Consider the following 19,280-nt stretch of genomic DNA (forward strand, 5'->3'; position numbering starts at 1 on the left):
CTTCGAGTAATTTAAACCAATCAATCAATGAAAATTATTTCGATTAATCAATCAGTAAAAATCCACACAAGTTGTTCTTCAATTCTCTTAATGATCTTCTTCCTGGTTCGTCACCAGCAAGCTAGGTCGGCTATATTACTCTTAATCTCTTAAAAGTCAACAGGTAATTTCGATATTTTTAAAACTCATCTTTCAAACCAACTTAACATCAAATTCATCACTTAAAGCAACCAACTTAATCTCAAGCAACTGTTTTTCAACAAGTTTCTATCTGCATCACCGCCGATGGATGTGCATTATAGACCATCCAAATCCCTTTGCAAGGGGTATTTCAGCCTTTTTCTCTTGAGTGCCGTTTTTTTCTACTATTTTGCGAAAAAAGTGATATATATGGCTTTTTTTTAGGCATTTTCACTACTTTTATTCATTTTTATTTTAGGAAAATTCAGTTCACCTTAGATTTTTGATTTCTTCTTATAGAGGTTATAGGCATATATAGCATTTTCTATTCCAAAGATTCCAAAGATTCCAAAGATTCCAAAGATTCCAAAGATTCCAAAGATAAACTAGAGTAAATACTCTATTTATTGATTCATACTTTCTATTTTTTTCTTATTCTATTTTTCTACTTATTAAGTTAATTACAAATTGTTCCACGTGGAACCCTTAATTAATTTTGAGTTCCAGAAATAAAAAAAGCAGGATTATTCCTGCTTTTCACTATATAACTTTCTTAATCAGTGAAAGTTACACGTGCAATTGCCTTTTTACCTGACTGAATAATGAAAGTGCCATTTTCTTTTACAGAGAAACCTGCATCTACTACATTCCAGTCAACTTTTACTGCACCACGTGCTACAGCATCTTTTGCAGCTGCTGCATTCGGGTTTAGGCCTGCTACACGTAAAATCGTAGCAATAAAGATTTCGCCTCCAAACTCACCACGTGAAATAGTCACTTCAGGTGTATCTTCTGGCACCTCACCTTCTGTAATACGGTTACCTGCACTCTTATGAGCATTGGCAGCTGCTTCAGCATCATGGAAGCGTTCAACCAACTCGAGTGCAAGAATACGTTTTACTTCTTGTGGATTACGACCAGCCGCGATTTCATCTAATAAAGCTTTGATCTCATCAAGAGATTTAAAACTTAATAAATCGAAATAACGTTCGATTAAAGAGTCAGGCATTGATAATACTTTTTGGTACATAGCACCTGGCGCATCAAAAACACCAATATAGTTACCTAAAGATTTAGACATTTTATTTACGCCATCTAAACCTTCTAGAATCGGCACAGTGATACACACTTGTGATTCTTGGCCATAACGGCTTTGTAAAGTACGACCCATAAGTAAGTTAAAGGTTTGGTCTGTACCACCTAACTCAACGTCAGCTTCAAGCGCAATTGAGTCATAGCCTTGAACTAAAGGATATAAGAACTCATGAATCGCAATTGGCTGATGGTTGCTATAACGCTTAGTAAAGTCATCACGCTCTAACATGCGCGATACGGTTTGTTGACTCGCTAACTGGATAAGGTCAGCAGCAGACTTTTGGTTAAACCATTCTGAGTTAAAACGTACTTTTGTTTTATTCGGGTCTAAGATTTTAAAAACTTGTTCTTGATAAGTTTTAGCATTGGCTTCAACTTGTTCACGTGACAACGGCGGACGAGTTGCACTTTTACCAGTTGGGTCACCAATCATCGCTGTATAGTCACCAATCAAGAAGGTAACTTCATGGCCCAAGTCTTGGAACGTTTTTAGTTTGTTAATAAGAACCGTATGTCCTAAATGTAAATCTGGTGCTGTAGGGTCAAAACCAGCTTTAATTTTAAGAGGACGATTCTCTTTAAGCTTTTTCAGTAAATCTTCTTCTGAAATAATTTCGTGCGTGCCTCGTTGGATGAGGGCAAGCTGTTCTTCGGCGGGCAAGAAATTTGACATCACAAAACCTAAACACATCAGTTATTCAATTTGTGCGATATACTAACATTTTTTCAGCGTCTTGCAGGGGAAGTTGCATATGAGCGCAATCTATATCGGCGTAATGACTGGCACTAGTATGGATGGTGTAGATATTGTTGCGGCTTCATTTGAGCCACTACAGCTTCATGCCACTCTTACAGTTCCTTTCGAACCCGAGTTACGTGATGAGCTTATGGCATTAACTTTACCCGATGACAATGAAATTGACCGTATGGGTAAAGCTGATGTTGCTCTAGCCAAAATGATTGGTCATGGGATTAATAGCTTAATTGAAAAGCATCAATTAGACCGTAGCCAAATTAAAGCGATCGGTTCGCATGGGCAAACTATTCGTCATCGTCCAGAGCATGGCTTTACGTTACAAATTGGCGACCCAAACATTATTACTGAAATTACTCAGATTCCGGTTGTTTCAGATTTCCGTCGTAGAGATATGGCTGCAGGCGGACAAGGTGCTCCATTAGTTCCAGCTTTTCATCAAGCATTATTTCAACATCCAAGCATTCATCGTGTGATTTTGAATTTAGGCGGCATTGCCAATGTAAGTATGTTGCCTGCCAACAATCCTGACGGCGTATTTGGTTTTGATACGGGGCCTGCGAATATTTTGATGGATGCATGGTGTCATCGCCATACGGGTCATCCATATGATGAAAATGGTGATTGGGCTGCTTATGGGCATCCTATTCGCTCTTTACTCGACCGTCTTCATGCGCATGAATATTTTTCTAAAGAGCCACCTAAAAGTACGGGACGTGAAGATTTCAATATTGACTGGCTAGATGATCAGTTAATCGATTGGCGTAATGATTTAACTTACGATGAGTTAGAAGATACACCAGAAAATATTCAAGCAACCTTATTAAAACTTACTGTGCGTGCTATTCAAAAAGCGATTTATCGTTCTGATATGGAAACAGGCGAAGTATATGTATGTGGTGGTGGGGCTTATAACTCTTATTTGTTAGAACAATTACGCTGGCGTTTACGTAAGCACAATTGGTCAGTTCAAACCACAGATGTTTTAGGACTCTCCCCTACCTGGGTCGAGGCTACAGCATTTGCATGGTTAGCAATGCGTTTTGTGAATAGTTTAAGTGGTAATTTACCAGCAGTAACTGGTGCGTCTGATTTTAGAATTTTAGGAACAATCACGGCGGTATAAGATTTTTTATAAGTTCTTTTACCTAGATTCGACCTTATAGCACATTTACTGACCCGAAATGCTGTTATTTAAATGTGCATAAAAACTCATGATAAACGCCAACAAAAATAAGTAAGGCATGTTGTTATGGATTTGACCAACCGTATTCATCAATATACTCGTGGGGCTTGGACATTCGATGTGATTGATTCAGGCCCTATAGATGGCCCTCTCGTGGTTTTATTGCATGGCTTTCCAGAAACTGCACATAGTTGGGTGCAAACTTCTGAACTATTGCATCAGCATGGATTTAGAACACTTGCGATTCATCAACGTGGTTATAGTCTAAATGCTAGACCACAAAGCCGCTTTCATTACGCTTTAAGTGAACTAACTGAAGATGTCGCAGTTTTTATTAAGGGGCTTGGTCAACCAGTTTATTTAATTGGGCACGATTGGGGTTCTGTAATTGCGTCTAGTGTAGCTATGAAGTACTCGCAGTATATTCAACATCTCACTTTAGTTTCTGTGCCGCATCAAGCCGCATTTTTAAAAGCTTGTTTAAGCAGTAGACAACTTTTTAAATCTTATTATTTTGCAATTTTTCAGCTACCGATTGTGCCCGAACTTTTATTTAAAAAGATACCGAAATTAGGCCGTAAGTTTCTAAAGTCATCAGGCATGGCCGAACAGCAAATTGAAATATTCGAGACTGAGTTTATAAAAGAAAATAGGCTAACTACGGCGTTAAATTGGTACCGTGGATTTTTCTGGGATAAACCTCAGAATCCTTTTAAATTAATAGATGTGCCGACTCTATTTATTTGGGGTAGAGATGATATTGCCGTAACAGAAAAAAGTGCCAAGTTAAATTCAGGTTATTTTAAAAATAGTTATAAAGCCATTTTCATGAACGCTTCTCATTGGATTCCTTATCAGAATGCACCTGAACTGGTTCAATACTTTTTAGAATCTATTAGTGAAAAATAATGATTTGACTAATAAAAAAACCTCTCAAAATAGAGAGGCTTTTTTATTTAAAATTCTTTTTAAATCGAGAACGAAGAACCACAACCACAAGTTGTTGTCGCATTTGGGTTCTGCACAATAAAGCGTGAACCTTCAAGGCCTTCAACGTAATCAACCACTGAGCCAACTAAATATTGATAGCTGAGTGAGTCAACCAGCATCTTTACATCGCCATTTACAAATTCAGCATCATCTTCATTTACGCTTTCAGCGAAATTGAAGCCGTATGAAAACCCTGAACACCCGCCTCCAGTTACATATACACGTAACATGAGATCGTCATTCCCTTCACTATCACGGAGTTGGCGTACCTTATTGGCAGCATTATCTGTCAAAACTAGAGCTTGGGCATTCATGATGATTGTTCCTCGGATTTTGCTGTGCCTTTCAAAATAAAAAAGACCCTATATTGAGTATAGCATAATCAATATAGGGTCTGTCTTCGAAGTTTAAAGCGAATCTTGAGTATTTTTATCAAGATTATTTGTAATTCTCATCTTGTAAGCCACATTCGAAGTTTTTCGCATCTTGCTTACAACGGAATTGCCATAATAATTTCATCATCCGTTTATCATAAACACCGCGTTTTGTAAGATTAATTCGTGATTCACGCATAAGCTTTTGATAGCCCGGTTTATCGGCAGCAGGTACATCCATCCAGTATTTTTGCGGAATATCAGCTTTCATTTTTCCTAAGATAGTAAAGGCACGTGGTAACTGGCCTGCCACCCATTCTCTAGATTTCTGACCAAATCCAGCTGGGAATTTATCTGGACGAATAATAATATTTCCAGTCACCTGTAAGATTGGATAGTTAACGATTGCTCCTTTCGTGCCTAAGCCTTTTTGTAGTTCTAAAGGTTTAAACGCCGCTGCTGGCGCACCAATAATATCAACCTGATGATTATTAAATTTAGCTCCAAAGTTAGTCACATCAGCACTCACAGCCTGTGCCCCTACCTGCTGAACCATAATTTTTTGCGCTTCATCGTAATCTAGTACAGCAATTTTTTTACCCGCAGCTTTCGCCACTGTATTAATACTACGGTCGTTTACTAAAAGGTAAGCGTCCCCTACCGGAATAACACCGACGACTTCATAGCGCCCATTCACCATATATTTACTAAAGGTTGGACTCGCTAAACCTTGCATGACTTTAACAGCAAGTTTGAGATCGGGAATCGCACCAATAGCATCTAATGAACCTGTAAATGAGTTGAATTGACGCCCACGCATACCCGATACGCTAATGCCATCACATTTACCAGCTTTAAAATCTTCAGCAATCACTGCTTCGTTTTGATTTACTTTGAGTTCGATATCAGCTCCCCAGTTTTTCGCTGCAAGCTGATAATCTTTCATGAGTGCATAGACGTCACCATTTTTACCAACGAAGTCAAAAACACAAATAGTTTGTTTGGCTTCGGCTGCAAATGAAATTGTTGTGAGTCCCATCGCAAGTAAAAGCGTTTTGGAAAATCGCATATTCTTTTCCTTTCCTTGTAGATTTTTTGTTTTTAGCATCAAGAAATTTCACGCTGGTCGGCATGATTCTCATGAGATATGCTTCATCTAAAATTTGCGATTAAGATATTTTTACGAGCAATTCTGTTTATATGAGCTCAATTAAAGAAAAATAGATATTTAAATATCGATAGTACTTCTTTGATCACTCACATCCTTGTTCCGTTTTTATACCTTCATATATCCAGATGAAGTTTTATCTTCAAATTAGATTAGCGGCTTTTCAATTCACCACAATGGCTGAATTGACAGCCTATATAAAGCAAAAAAGCCTAGAACTAAGTCTAGGCTTTTAAGATCAATATGAATTATTCACCAGGCATTGAACATTCAAAGTTAGCTTTGTCTACAGAACAACGTGCTTTTTTCAATACAGACATCATACCAGCATCGTAAATACCACGTTTAGTTAAGTCCATACGGCCATCACGTAACATTTTTTGATACTTAAGTTTGTCTTCAGCACTTAGATTCATTTTATATTTACCTGGAATTTGCGCTTCTAAACGATTAATCATCGCAAAGTTTTTAGGTAATTGTTTCACGAACCAGTCACGAGACTTTTGGCCAAAGCCAGCAGGGAATTTATCAGCACGTAATACTAGGTCAGCAGTTACATGTAATACTGGGAAATTCCACATTACACCATTTGCACCCAAACCTTTGTTTAATTCTAATGGTTTGTATGCATAAGCAGGCGCACCTACCATATCTACCTGACCATTGTTAAATTTAGCAGCAAAGTTTGAAATATCAGAAAGAACCGCCTGAGCACCTACACGCTGCACCATAATTTTTTGTGCATCGTCATAGCCTAACACGGCGAATTTTTTACCCGCAGCTTTTTCAACAGAGTTGATGTTTTTGTCACGTACGAAAATGAATGCTGAACCTAGCGGAGAGATACCAGCAACTTCGTATTTTTTACCACCAAGGTTAGTTGTCATTTTGGCAGCATTACGTGCATCTAATACATAAGTAATAGCACGCTGTGCGATTTGGTTATTAGGAACACCACCAAGCGAGTCGATTGATCCTGCGAATTTGTTATATTGGCGTGCGCGCATAGCAGTCATTGCTACCGCATCACATTTACCAGCTTTGAAATCATTATCTGCAACAGCCTCGTCCTGACGAGGAACCAAGTTAATTTCAGTACCCCAGCCTTTTGCAGCTAGAGCCCATTCTTCCATCATTTTATATGAGTCGCCTGCTTTTCCTAAGAGGTCGAATACACACACGGTACTCGCTGCTTGCGCTGAAGCAGAAAAACCAACAACAGAAGCGGCAGCCATAGCAAGTACGATTTTTTTCATTTTCTTCATCCTTCCACGGAACAGATTTTTTGTTTGAAGTTTCCTTTCAAACACAGATATTAATCATGTTTTTTAGAAAAAAATAGAGCTTTTACTCAAATATTTTTATCTCATTGGATCATTGTTTGTGCTATTTAAATTATTTATCAAAATTAAAAACTACTAATTTTCCGTAAGTTACTTTTTATATTCACAATTTTCATACCCATATTCAGCTTTGAAATATGTGTAGCGATTTTGTGATTAAAAAACAAACTACTCACCATTGAGCGTACATTCAAAATTTGTTCGTTCAATGGTACATCGTGCACGTTTTAGTACACTCATCATGGTTGCGTCATATACTCCTTGCTTTGTAAGGCCAAGGCGACCTTCTCGTAATATTTTTTGATATTTCAGTTTATCTTCAACTGAAAAATTGATTTTAATTTTAGAGGGTACTCCAGCTTCTAACCGTTTCACCATCGCAAAATTTTGCGGTAATTGCTTAATGAACCAGTCACGAGACTTCATTCCAAAATTGGCTGGAAACCTATCACTTCTTGCAATTAAGTCCCCTGTAACGTTGACTACGGGAAAAGTAAACATTGCCCCATTTGTTCCAATACCTTTGCCTATTTCTAATGGTTTATACGCATAAGCAGGGGCAGCAATGGCGTCAACTTGGCCATTATTAAATTTTTTCACAAAATCTGTAATTTCTGATGGAATAGGATGGGCACCTACACTTTCCACCATAATTTTTTGGGCTGCGTCATATTGTAAAATAGCAAATTTAGTACCGCGTACTTTTTCAATTGAGTTGAGGCTTTTATCTCTTACAAACAAGTAAGCCAAACCAATCTGGACAATCCCCACCACCTCGTAGTTTGTTCCATTTTGTGCAGTTACCATACGATGTTTATTACGTTGGTCTAAAACGTAACTAATTGCCTTTTGAGCAATTGCATTACTTGTCACCCCACCAATAGCATCAATCGAACCTGCAAATTTATTGTAATTTCGCGCTCGCATTGAGGTCATATAAGCTGCGTCACATTTGCCCTCACGCAGTCTACGATCTACCAAAGCTTCGTCTTGAAATGGAATTAAAATAATGTCGGCCTGCCAACTTTTCGCTGCCAGTGCCCACTCTTCCATCATTTTGTAGGATTCACCTGATTTTCCCAATAAATCGAATACACATACATTTTGCCCAGCATGTGCTGTTCCCATAGCACAGCAAAATACTGCACCAATTATCCCCAATCCTTTTTTCATTTGACTTTCCTTAGTCTAGTTTTATTAGGAGTTCATTTATCAACCAAGTTTTAAATTGTTTTTATTTTAGCCATATTTTTTAGAATGTGGTCTATCTCGTTAAAAATTTAGATATTTTCAGACGAATAGCTTTAATAAAGATAGGTTAAGCCATGCAATCTCAACATTTAGAAACTAAAACTCTGAAAGTTTTGTTTTCAGGTTCAGTTCTCTTTAAAATACAGCATCCCTAACTCACCTCGATAAGACAAGATGATTCAATTTGACCAAGTTTCTTTACGCCGCGGTGGACGTGTTCTCTTTCAAAAAGCGTCTATGCAATTACACCCAGGTTGGAAAATTGGTCTGACTGGGGTCAATGGTGCAGGTAAATCAACATTATTTGCAGCATTACTAGGCAGTTTAGGCGCAGATGAAGGTACTCTTACTCGCCCTTCGGTCTGGACAGTGGCACATATGGCACAAGAAGTTAAAGCTCTAGACATGCCTGCCATCGATTTTGTTCTTTCTGGTGATGAAGAATATTGGGATATTCAAAATAAGCTTGCTCATCCAGATCAACTCACAGATTCAGACTTGGCTAAACTACATGGCCGTTTTGATGAAATTCACGGTTATTCAGCACCATCTAAAGCTGCCCAGCTTATGGCTGGCTTAGGTTTTTTAGAGCATCAATTACGTTTAAATGTTGCTAGCTTTTCTGGTGGATGGCGTATGCGCTTAAACTTAGCGCGTACATTAATGAGTCGTTCTGATCTACTTTTACTAGATGAACCAACAAACCACTTAGATTTAGACGCAATTTTGTGGTTAGAAGACTGGCTTAAAGCCTATGAAGGTACCCTCATCCTCATTTCGCATGACCGCGACTTTTTAGATGCAATTACAGACCATATTCTCCATATTGAGAATCAGGAACTCACGCTTTACACCGGTAACTATTCAACATTTGAAACAACTCGAAGTGAACGTTTAGCACAACAACAACAAGCTTTTGAGAAGCAGCAAGAAACACGTGCTCACCTACAAAAATTTATTGACCGTTTCAAAGCAAAAGCCACTAAAGCTCGTCAGGCACAAAGTCGTATTAAACAACTTGAGCGTATGCAACAACTCGCTCCAGCTCATGTCGATACGCCGTTTACTTTTAGTTTCCGTGAACCGACCAAAATGAGTTCACCTTTGCTGACCTTAGACAATGCCAACATAGGTTATGGCGAAAAGCTAATTGCTGAAAAAATCAGATTACAAATTACACCAAATTCGCGTATTGGTTTACTTGGTATGAACGGCGCAGGTAAATCAACTTTGATTAAGAGCTTGGTCGGTGATTTACCACTTCTAGCAGGTGAACGTAAAGCTTCAGAGTTACTTAATATTGGTTACTTTGCACAGCACCAAATGGATGCTTTAGACGGCCATGCCAGCCCGATGCTTCAACTTGCCCGTTTGGCAGATAAACAAATTAGTGAAGCTACTTTACGTTCATTTCTGGGGAGTTTCGGGTTTAGTGGTGAACGCATGGATACACCATGTGAAAGCTTTTCTGGCGGTGAGCGCGCTCGTTTGGCCCTAGCACTGATTGTATGGCAGCGTCCAAATGTTTTAATTCTCGATGAGCCAACCAACCATTTAGATCTTGATATGCGTCATGCACTGAGCATGGCTTTACAGGATTTTGAAGGTGCTGTTGTTCTGGTTTCCCACGAACGTCAACTTATTGCCAGTGTGTGTGATGAGCTTCTTTTAGTACACGGCGGCAAATGTACCGAATTTGAAGGTGATTTGCAGGATTATGCTAAATGGCTACGTGAAGCGCGTCAGCAGCAGATTAATGCTCAGACTGCTGTAGCAGCAAATAACTCCTCATCTGCTGCCCCTGCTCCTACTAAAGTTGATAAAGAAGCACAGCGTAAGGAAGCCGCACGCCGTCGCGAACAGACTCGACCTATTCGTAAAAATATTGAAAAAGTTGAGTCACAAATTGAAAAGCTTCAACCGAGACTTGCTGAAATTGAAGAAGCTTTAGCAGATAGCTCATTATATGAAGCGAATCGTAAAGATGATTTGCTTAAGCTAATGAATGAACAGACTGAGTTGAAGGCGAAGCTCGAACAACATGAAGAGCAACTTTTAGAACTCATGATGGAACTTGAGGAAATGGAAGCTTCTTTCGAAAACTAAGTTCTTATCAGTACTGGTATTTTTAAGTACCAGTACTGGCTTTTAGTTCAAATTAGAGCTTTATTTGCACTACTATATAAAAATTTGAATGACTTCTAATAATATTTCATTCAGCTGTTAAATTTTTGAGATAGATTCAAATTTGATAACATATAAAACTTAAGCTACATCTTAAGGGTTGCCATATACAGATAATTTAACTAAATTCTGTAACTTCGTTTTTACCCTTCTTGAGTAGGTATTTAATTCGGGATCAGACAAACTGAATGAATTTTATTGATTTTATTACTAATTTTGAACATTTTTTACCTATTTTAATTCAGGAGTATGGCGCATGGGTCTATGCCATACTCTTTTTGATCATTTTTTCTGAGACAGCTTTTGTTTTTATGTTCTTTTTACCAGGAGATAGTTTACTTCTAACTGTAGGGGCACTTTGCTCAGTAATTGAAATGATGCATCTGGGTTATATGATTACTTTGCTTATCATAGCTGCCACCCTAGGCTATATTGTGAACTACTCTATTGGACGTCATTTTGGTAACCGTATTTTTGAAGCAAAATCACGTTTGATTAAGAAAGAGTATTTAAATAAAACCAACCGTTATTTCTTACAACACGGTGGCAAAACCATTCTTCTGGCACGCTTTATTCCTTTTGCACGCTCTTTTGCACCATTAGCTGCTGGCTCTAGCAATATGAGTTATGGAAAGTTTTTAATCTATAATGTCGCTGGAGCTATTTTGTGGATCTGCCTTTTGTTAACAGCTGGATATTTGTTTGGCCACGCACTCATTCAAGTTACAGACTTAGTAGAAAATTAATCTTTTTCAAGTTAATCCACTCAAATAAACCAAAAAAATAAAGGGAATGAATCAATCATTCCCTTTATTTTATTTAGATCAAAATGAATCTATCTAAATTTTTTATGGTTTTCATTACGAATATTAACCAGATTTATTGCTTCAGTTTTGGCTTGGTCTAATTGACCTTTATCAACCAATACAGTAACGCGATCAATTTCAGCAACCAACTGATCTAAACCCGCTTGATATTGCTTTACCTGTACATTTTCCGGCGGTAAACCTTCTAACTTATGAGGTAAAGATTTTTTTGAAGATAATGCAGCCTGACGCATAATCACAAGCTGCTGTTTTGCGTTATTGAGATCTTTCGCTTCAGCAAAGGCTTTTGTGCTCTTTGCTAAAGTTTTCATGTCAGCTTCCAAGTCAGCTGCAAATGCAGAATGACTCACTAAAGCTGCACATGAAATCAGCATACTTGCTATAAACTTTTGACTCATCATCTTCTCTCCTTAGACTGATTTAGAATCTAGCTATCAATTAAGCATCAATATCTGCATTTAATGCATTTTCTTCAATGAAGGCACGACGTGGTTCAACGTCATCACCCATTAAGCATGAGAACATACGATCGGCTTCGATTGCATCATCAATAGTCACCTGTAACATATTACGGTTTTCAGGGTCCATTGTGGTTTCCCAAAGCTGTTCAGCATTCATCTCACCCAGACCTTTATAGCGCTGGATCATCATACCGCGACGCGAATCTTGCAGAATGTGCTGCCATACCTGATGGAAGTTAGCCACTTGAATACGACGATCACCCTTCTGTAAATATGCACCATCTTCAATTAAATTGAACCAACTCTTAGAGTTCTTCAATAAACGTGCATATTCTGCTGAGTTTAATAAACCAGCATCAAGCAAGTAAGCATGTGGCAAGTTATGGACATATACCGTCACACGTGGCCAATAATGCGCTGTTTTCTCGCCTTGAGCATTTTCACGTTCAAAGGTTTCAAGCGTAATTTCAGGACGCAAACTTGGCTGTAGTCTTTGTACAGCTTCGCGTACTTGATCGGCCCATTGCTGTACATAAGCCTGGTCATGGTTCTGATCAGCTTTAAAGGCATCTACTTCAAGTAATCCATCAAGTAAGCTTGCTGGATAACGCAACGTTAAACGTTGTAAGCTCTTTTGTGAAACTTGATAGTCTTGGATCACTTTTGCTAATGCTTCGCCTGTAATTGCAGGTGCTTCTGCACTAATATGCAAAGCAAGCTCATCAATTGCATTTGAAATTAAATAAGTTTCCAAAGCATCATTATCTTTAATATATTGCTCTTGCTTACCTTTTTTCAGTTTATACAAAGGTGGCTGTGCAATATAGATATGACCACGTTCAACTAACTCCGGCATTTGACGGAAGAAGAACGTTAATAACAATGTACGGATGTGCGAACCATCGACGTCGGCATCGGTCATAATAATAATTTTATGATAACGAAGCTTGTCAGGGTTATATTCTTCACGGCCAATACCACAGCCAAGTGCTGTAATTAATGTACCGACTTCCTGACTCGAAATCATTTTGTCAAAGCGGGCACGTTCAACGTTCAAGATTTTACCTTTCAAAGGTAAAATAGCTTGCATTTTACGGTTACGACCTTGCTTGGCACTACCACCCGCAGAGTCACCCTCGACAAGATATAATTCAGAAAGTGCCGGATCTTTTTCCTGACAGTCAGCCAATTTACCTGGCAAGCCTGCGATATCTAATGCACTCTTACGACGTGTCATTTCACGCGCTTTACGCGCAGCATCACGTGCACGAGCAGCGTCAATAATCTTACCAGCAATTGATTTTGCAGCTTGCGGGTTTTCTAGTAAGTAAGCAGAGAACTCTTTGTTCATTGCCTGCTCTACTGCTGGTTTTACCTCACTCGATACCAATTTTTCTTTCGTTTGAGAAGAGAATTTTGGATCAGGAACTTTAACCGAAATAATAGCAGTTAAACCTTCACGCGCATCATCACCAGTCACATTCACTTTTTCTTTCTTGAGAATGTTTTCATTTTCAAGATATTGGTTTAAGCCACGCGTTAATGCCGCACGGAAACCTGCTAAGTGTGTACCACCATCTTTTTGTGGGATGTTGTTTGTAAAACAACGAACATTTTCTTGATAACTATCATTCCACTGCAATGCAACTTCTACAGCAATGCCGTTATCTGCATCAGCCGTGAAATGGAAAATTTCGTTCAGATGATTTTTACCTTCGTTAATGTATTTAACAAACTCAGATAAACCACCTTCATAGTCATAAACATGTTCAAGATTAATACGCTCATCACGTAAAACGATACGTACACCAGCATTTAAGAAAGAAAGTTCACGTAAGCGGCGCGCTAAAATTTCAACGTTAAAAATGGTTTGACTAAAAGTTTCTGCACTTGGCCAGAAGCGTACAATCGTACCTGTGTTATCCGTTTCACCAATCACACGCAATGGATATTGCGGATCACCATGATGGTATTCTTGTTCATGAATTTGGCCAGCACGATTAATAATTAAATGTAATTTACTAGACAGTGCGTTTACGACTGATACACCTACACCGTGCAAACCACCTGAAACTTTATAGCTGTTATCATCAAACTTACCGCCTGCATGCAGAATGGTAAGAATAACTTCTGCTGCAGATACACCTTCTTCAGGGTGAATATCAGTTGGAATACCACGGCCATTATCTGAAACACTCACCGATTCATCTTCGTGAATCGTGACAATGATTTCATCACAGTGACCCGCTAAGGCTTCATCGATTGCGTTATCGACAACCTCGAATACCATATGGTGTAAACCGGTACCGTCGTCTGTATCCCCAATATACATGCCCGGACGTTTACGAACTGCATCTAATCCACGTAATACTTTAATACTAGAGGAATCATAAGCCTTTTCATTGGTTTGTTCTGTTTGAGAGGCTGATTGAGACTCTGAACTCATGGTTTCTCCCTAGCAAATATAGGTTTATTCAAAGATGGTTAACATCAAAAAATTATGGTGAAGCAAGACTAACTTGACCGGATTCAACACTGAATAATTGATATGAAATAGACAGATCATGTAAATGTTTTTTTACCGATGCATGATCTAAAGTTGTCATAAAAACCTGGCTACCAAGTTGGCTTAATCGTTCAATTAAACGTTGTTGTGCGGTTAAGTCTAATTCTGCTGTCAGATCATCTAATAATACCACAGTTTCCTTATTACTCGCATGCAACATTGCAATTTGTGACAGTTTTAAGGCAATAATCAGGAGTTTTTTCTGACCTCTTGATAAAACATCATCGGCGTGTCCAAAAGGTGTTTTTAAGCGCAAATCTGCCCGATGTGGACCATACTCTGTATAACGTCTTTCAATGTCTTTTTGATGCTGATTCAGCAAGTCTTGCATGAGCCCCTGCTCTGTATGAAAACCGGGGCTATATTCCAGCTCAATCTCTAAATCAGGCAGTAACTGTCTTAAATCATTTTGGAAATATACGTTCCATTGTTCTACGATACTTAAACGCTGTGAGTGTAAAATTTCACCATAATTACTCAACATTTTGTTCCACGGCTCTAAGTCAGCCAAAGAAAGATTGCGTCTTGTTTTGAGTAAAGTATTTCGCTGTTTTAAAGCTCGAGAGTAATACTGCCAAGCAAAATAAAACTCAGGTTCCACGTGGAACATTAGCCAATCTAAAAGCTGACGTCTTGGCTTAGCACCATGGTCAATAATATCTGTACTTTGTGGATCAATATGTTGTAAAGGGAGTAATTTGGCGAGTTGACCTTGGGTTGCAACTGTATCTCCATTCACTTTCATCAACTGCTCGCCAGAAGCGAGTTTCTGCATACCAATTTTTTCAGTTGCTGACTGAGCAAACACAATCGCGTCGTCAGCCTCATATTGAATATAGTTTTTTGGGATATGTGTGCGGAATGAGCGACCTGTTGCAAGTAAATGGATCGCTTCCAAAATTGATGTTTTACCCGAACCGTTAGCGCCATAAAAAACATTAAACGGTTGCAAACCATGGAGTGCAACCGTTTTTAAATTACGCACGCGTTCTATGTTTAAGCGCGTAAGATGCATAGAATTAAACCAGTTTAGACACGCATCGGCATAACAACATAAGTCTGGTCAGGATGAGCAGGATCTTGTACTAATACTGACTGGTTCGCTTCAGTCATGCTCATATTTACATCATCGCCATCTAATACACCCAACACATCAAGTAAATATTGAGCATTAAATGACATTTCTAATGGCGTATTTTGATATTGGATTGCTAAATCCTCAATCGCTTCATCTTGTTCAGGGTTATTTGCACGAAGCTGTAAAGAATCCTGATTAAAGTTTAAGAACACACCACGTAATTTCTCATTACTTAAAATTGCGACACGTTGTAATGATTGTTTAAATACGTCATGACCAATCAAAACATGTTTATCGCCACCACGTGGAATCACACGGCGGTAGTCTGGGAATTTCCCATCAATCAATTTTGTCGTAAAACGAACTGTAATATCACCTTGTTCTTTATCACGGCTTGGCGTATTAATCGTTACATTTAATAATTCACGACCAATAAGCAAAGTGAGTTGCTCATCTTCAATACTAAGTAAGCGTTGTAGTTCACCAACAGCTTTACGAGGCACAATTGCTTGTACTAATTGAGACGAACTAGAAGAGGCCAAAATTTCACATAGGGCAAGACGGTGGCCATCAGTTGTGACTGCACGCAATTGATTTTCATCAATTTCTAACAAAGTACCAGTTAAATAAAAACGTACATCTTGTACAGCCATTGCAAAAGCAGTTTTTTCAAATAAACGCTTTAGTTCACGTTGAGTCACCTGTACTTGCGTACCTTGGCTATTCTCAGTATTTAACAACGGGTAATCTTCTGCTGGTAAAGTACCTAATACAAAACGGCTATTACCAGACTTTAAAATACATCTTTGATCTTCAGTAATTTGTAAATCAATCAATGCAGCGGTAGGCAAAGATTTACAAATGTCCATTAACTTACGAGCAGGAACAGTCGTTTCACCTGCTTCAAGACACGCCCCTTCTGATAAAGCAGTGCTCGCCACCAGTTCAACTTCTAAATCCGAACCAGTAATGGTGAGTGCTTGACCATTAGTCTGAATTTTGACGTTTGAAAGAATATTCAAGGTATGACGACGTTCTACCGCACCGACAACATGCGATAAAACATTGAGTAAACTTTCTTTAGCGATTTTCAAACGCACGATTCATTCCTCTAGCAACTTGGAGCAAACATTTCATTTTTTAGCTGTGTACTATGCTGCACTTATGGAGACTTTGCAACAACGTCTTATGATTTCATTAACTCTGAAGAAGACGTAGTAAATTCTTATAATCTTCGTCAAAGATAGGATCTTCTTCCCGCAAACTGACCACTTTTTCACAAGCATGCATCACGGTACTATGGTCTCGCCCACCAAAAGCCATTCCAATTTCCGGAAAACTATCACCAGTCAACTCACGGGCAAGCCCCATTGCCAATTGGCGTGGTCGAGCATAAATTCGTGTCCGTTTTGGACCTACCAGTTCTTTTAGAGGAATACGGAAATATTCACTCACTACACGTTGGATATTTTCCACACTGATTGTACGAGCACGGATTGCCAATACATCTTTTAAAGACTCTCGCACAACATCAAGGTCGATTGGAGCACCTTTAAAACGTGAAATTGCGACAACTTTATTAAGAGCACCTTCAAGTTCACGTACGTTTGCTACCACTTGTTGTGCAATGAATAATGCGCAGTTTCTAGGCAAATCAACGCCACTATTCTCAGCTTTTTTAAGTAGAATTTCGATTCGGGTTTCAATATCTGGTGGCTCAACACCTACTGATAGTCCCCATGAAAAACGAGAAACCAATCGTGGATCAAGTTCTGTTAATTCTTTAGGATATCGATCAGACGTTAAAATAATTTGTTTAGATTCATCAAGTAAGGCGTTAAATGTATAAAAGAATTCAACAAGACTAGCTTCTTTACCAGCCAAAAGGTGAATATCATCCACTAATAACAAATCTAAAGAACGACAATTTTTCTTAAACTCTTCAACCTTTCCTTTTTGTAATGAACTCACAAAATCTTGTACAAAACTTTCCGAAGTCATATACATGACTCTCGCATTCGGCTTAGCTTGCAGTAAAGCATTACCAACCGCTTGCATTAAGTGAGTTTTACCAAGACCCGTTGGACCATATAAAAACAAAGGGTTATGTTGAGAAGCACCTAATTGTGTTAATACTTTTCTACAAGTTTCCGCTGCCATTTGGTTAGAACGGCCTTCAACAAATAGCGAAAAAGTAAATTGTGGGTTTAATAGTTTCTTTTTTGAAGTTTTCGAACTAACTGCAGGGTTAGCAACAGGTTCTGGTTCTCTTTTAACCTTAGTAGGTTGTGAAACCGGTGCACTTTGTAAAGCAGCTGTAGTTGTTGCTGGTTGTTCATTAGAAGACAAAATACTACCAGGACGCGAATCGACCAAGATTTCAACCTGACGTACACGTCCCTCAGACAATTGTTCCGCCAATATAGATATTAACTCTAAATGATTCTCTTGAATATAACGTGTCCAATAAGGATTAGGGGCATATAGACGTAGGATACCCTCTACTTCTTCAGCTACTAAAGGGCGAATCCACATCGCAAAGACGTTATCAGAGAGCTCTTGTCGCAAGCGAGTTAAGCAGTCTGTCCAAAGCATGTGTATCCCCTATGTCTGCGTTTTAAATTCAAATCATTTAAAGATTAACCCTTCCTGATGAGAAGGGGTCGCCATTCTACCCAAGTTATCCACATCTGTCATGACGAATTCGGTTGATTTTGACTAAAAAGAAATCTCTTGTGAATAAATTTAAATTCAAAACCAATTGTGTATAACTTTTTGCACATCCTGTGGATAAATTATCACATAAACTTATCCACAATCCATAAAGATAATAAAAACAGAGTTATCAACAGTTCAAATATATGTTTTTTAAATTTAAAACCATCAAATCCACAGAAAAAGTCCACACTAATAAGAATAAATTTAAATTTTAAAATTTGAATTTATTTAATAGGGCCACTCCCAATTGTGGATAACTAAGAAATATGAATTTAAATTCAAATATACCAAATCCAAACTCATTTCACATCCATGTTTGTTGATAAGTATGTAAATAAGAAGTGTATATCTTAAAAGTCATAATAAAAATAAACAATTACTTTGTGCATAACTTTTAAATGGTAAAAATTGACTTAATATAAAGAGAGGATGAAGAACTAAAAATTTGACTTAAATACAAAACTTTCTCTGTTTATCATTGACAGAGTAAACATTGCACAATAAAATCGCGGACCTTTATAGAAAGATCATTTTTGGGAGTTTCGATATGAAACGTACTTTCCAACCATCTGAATTAAAGCGTAAACGCGTTCATGGTTTCCGTGCTCGTATGGCAACTAAAGCTGGTCGTCAAGTATTAGCTCGTCGTCGTGCAAAAGGTCGTCATAGCTTAACTGTTTAATTACTGTTACGCTGACCAGACTTGGGTGTGATGGCACTTTACAGTTTTAGCACAGATCGTCGTGTACGCTGTGCTGCAGATTATAAAAGTGTATTTGATGGTGCGCTTTTTAAAGTGCATCAACCCCATTTTTTATTTCTTGCAAAATTCACCGAACAGCCTAATAGCCGTTTGGGTATTGTTGTTGCTAAGAAAAAAGTGCGCCGTGCGCATGAAAGAAATCGAATAAAGCGTCTTGCTCGTGAGAGCTTTCGTCTAAATCAGCCGAAATTTGGGTTAGACATAGATGTTGTTGTAATGCCTAAAGTTGGTATAGAAACGATTACGAACGCTGAGCTATATCAACAATTAGATTTTGCTTGGCAAAAATTACAACGCTTGGCAAAAAAACATTCTAAAGTTGTCCCAACCTCGCAAAATTAA

16 protein-coding genes are annotated in these 19,280 nt (G+C 38.3%); 6 read left to right on the top strand and 10 right to left on the bottom strand.

Annotation, left to right across the window (positions count from 1 at the left end; genetic code table 11):
• Positions 1–733: 733 nt before the first annotated feature.
• Positions 734–1,966, bottom strand: coding sequence for a tyrosine--tRNA ligase (tyrS, locus tag HMPREF0014_RS21025; RefSeq protein WP_006581460.1), 1,233 nt, complete (start codon positions 1,964–1,966; stop codon positions 734–736).
• Between the two features lie 61 nt (positions 1,967–2,027).
• Between tyrS and HMPREF0014_RS21030 the strand changes: the two genes are divergently transcribed.
• A complete protein-coding gene (locus tag HMPREF0014_RS21030) occupies positions 2,028–3,155 on the top strand; it encodes an anhydro-N-acetylmuramic acid kinase (protein WP_004711281.1) in 1,128 nt (375 codons plus the stop codon).
• Positions 3,156–3,281: 126 nt separating this feature from the next.
• Positions 3,282–4,124, top strand: coding sequence for an alpha/beta hydrolase (locus HMPREF0014_RS21035; protein ID WP_006581461.1), 843 nt, complete (start codon positions 3,282–3,284; stop codon positions 4,122–4,124).
• A 59-nt stretch (positions 4,125–4,183) separates the two neighbouring features.
• Here the strand turns inward: HMPREF0014_RS21035 and erpA are convergent, their stop codons facing one another.
• From erpA to HMPREF0014_RS21055, 4 genes are all read right to left on the bottom strand, one after another.
• On the bottom strand, positions 4,184–4,519 hold the full coding sequence (erpA, locus tag HMPREF0014_RS21040; RefSeq protein WP_000993572.1) for an iron-sulfur cluster insertion protein ErpA: 336 nt from the start codon (positions 4,517–4,519) through the stop codon (positions 4,184–4,186).
• Between the two features lie 124 nt (positions 4,520–4,643).
• On the bottom strand, positions 4,644–5,648 hold the full coding sequence (locus tag HMPREF0014_RS21045) for a putative solute-binding protein (protein ID WP_002051879.1): 1,005 nt from the start codon (positions 5,646–5,648) through the stop codon (positions 4,644–4,646).
• Between the two features lie 347 nt (positions 5,649–5,995).
• Positions 5,996–7,003 carry a putative solute-binding protein gene (locus HMPREF0014_RS21050; RefSeq protein ID WP_002051905.1) on the bottom strand — a complete coding sequence of 336 codons (1,008 nt, stop codon included), beginning with the start codon at positions 7,001–7,003 and terminating at the stop codon, positions 5,996–5,998.
• 255 nt (positions 7,004–7,258) lie between these two features.
• Positions 7,259–8,263: a putative solute-binding protein gene (locus HMPREF0014_RS21055; protein ID WP_006581464.1), complete on the bottom strand. Its 1,005-nt coding sequence runs from the start codon at positions 8,261–8,263 to the stop codon at positions 7,259–7,261.
• 252 nt (positions 8,264–8,515) lie between these two features.
• Here HMPREF0014_RS21055 and HMPREF0014_RS21060 point away from each other — a divergent pair, with 252 nt between their 5' ends.
• Positions 8,516–10,447 carry an ATP-binding cassette domain-containing protein gene (locus tag HMPREF0014_RS21060; RefSeq protein WP_006581465.1) on the top strand — a complete coding sequence of 644 codons (1,932 nt, stop codon included), beginning with the start codon at positions 8,516–8,518 and terminating at the stop codon, positions 10,445–10,447.
• A 266-nt stretch (positions 10,448–10,713) separates the two neighbouring features.
• Positions 10,714–11,271, top strand: a complete 558-nt coding sequence (locus HMPREF0014_RS21065) for a VTT domain-containing protein (protein ID WP_006581466.1) — start codon at positions 10,714–10,716, stop codon at positions 11,269–11,271.
• 89 nt (positions 11,272–11,360) lie between these two features.
• On the opposite strand, the gene cybC is transcribed toward HMPREF0014_RS21065, so the two are convergent.
• The 5 genes from cybC to dnaA all read right to left on the bottom strand — a co-directional run bounded on the left by cybC (position 11,361) and on the right by dnaA (position 18,052).
• Positions 11,361–11,753 carry a cytochrome b562 gene (cybC, locus tag HMPREF0014_RS21070; RefSeq protein ID WP_004711273.1) on the bottom strand — a complete coding sequence of 131 codons (393 nt, stop codon included), beginning with the start codon at positions 11,751–11,753 and terminating at the stop codon, positions 11,361–11,363.
• Between the two features lie 37 nt (positions 11,754–11,790).
• Entirely contained in the window at positions 11,791–14,259 is a 2,469-nt protein-coding gene (gene gyrB, locus HMPREF0014_RS21075; protein WP_006581467.1) for a DNA topoisomerase (ATP-hydrolyzing) subunit B, read from the bottom strand.
• Between the two features lie 52 nt (positions 14,260–14,311).
• Positions 14,312–15,394 carry a DNA replication/repair protein RecF gene (gene recF, locus HMPREF0014_RS21080; protein WP_006581468.1) on the bottom strand — a complete coding sequence of 361 codons (1,083 nt, stop codon included), beginning with the start codon at positions 15,392–15,394 and terminating at the stop codon, positions 14,312–14,314.
• A gap of 14 nt (positions 15,395–15,408) precedes the next feature.
• Positions 15,409–16,557, bottom strand: coding sequence for a DNA polymerase III subunit beta (dnaN, locus tag HMPREF0014_RS21085; protein ID WP_002051938.1), 1,149 nt, complete (start codon positions 16,555–16,557; stop codon positions 15,409–15,411).
• A gap of 97 nt (positions 16,558–16,654) precedes the next feature.
• Positions 16,655–18,052: a chromosomal replication initiator protein DnaA gene (dnaA, locus tag HMPREF0014_RS21090; RefSeq protein WP_002051932.1), complete on the bottom strand. Its 1,398-nt coding sequence runs from the start codon at positions 18,050–18,052 to the stop codon at positions 16,655–16,657.
• A gap of 670 nt (positions 18,053–18,722) precedes the next feature.
• Here dnaA and rpmH point away from each other — a divergent pair.
• Positions 18,723–18,857: a 50S ribosomal protein L34 gene (rpmH, locus tag HMPREF0014_RS21095; RefSeq protein WP_000831329.1), complete on the top strand. Its 135-nt coding sequence runs from the start codon at positions 18,723–18,725 to the stop codon at positions 18,855–18,857.
• A 30-nt stretch (positions 18,858–18,887) separates the two neighbouring features.
• A complete protein-coding gene (gene rnpA / locus HMPREF0014_RS21100; protein WP_004706196.1) occupies positions 18,888–19,280 on the top strand; it encodes a ribonuclease P protein component in 393 nt (130 codons plus the stop codon).

The organism is Acinetobacter sp. RUH 2624 (assembly GCF_000162375.2).
Taxonomy (GTDB): Bacteria; Pseudomonadota; Gammaproteobacteria; order Pseudomonadales; family Moraxellaceae; genus Acinetobacter; species Acinetobacter nosocomialis.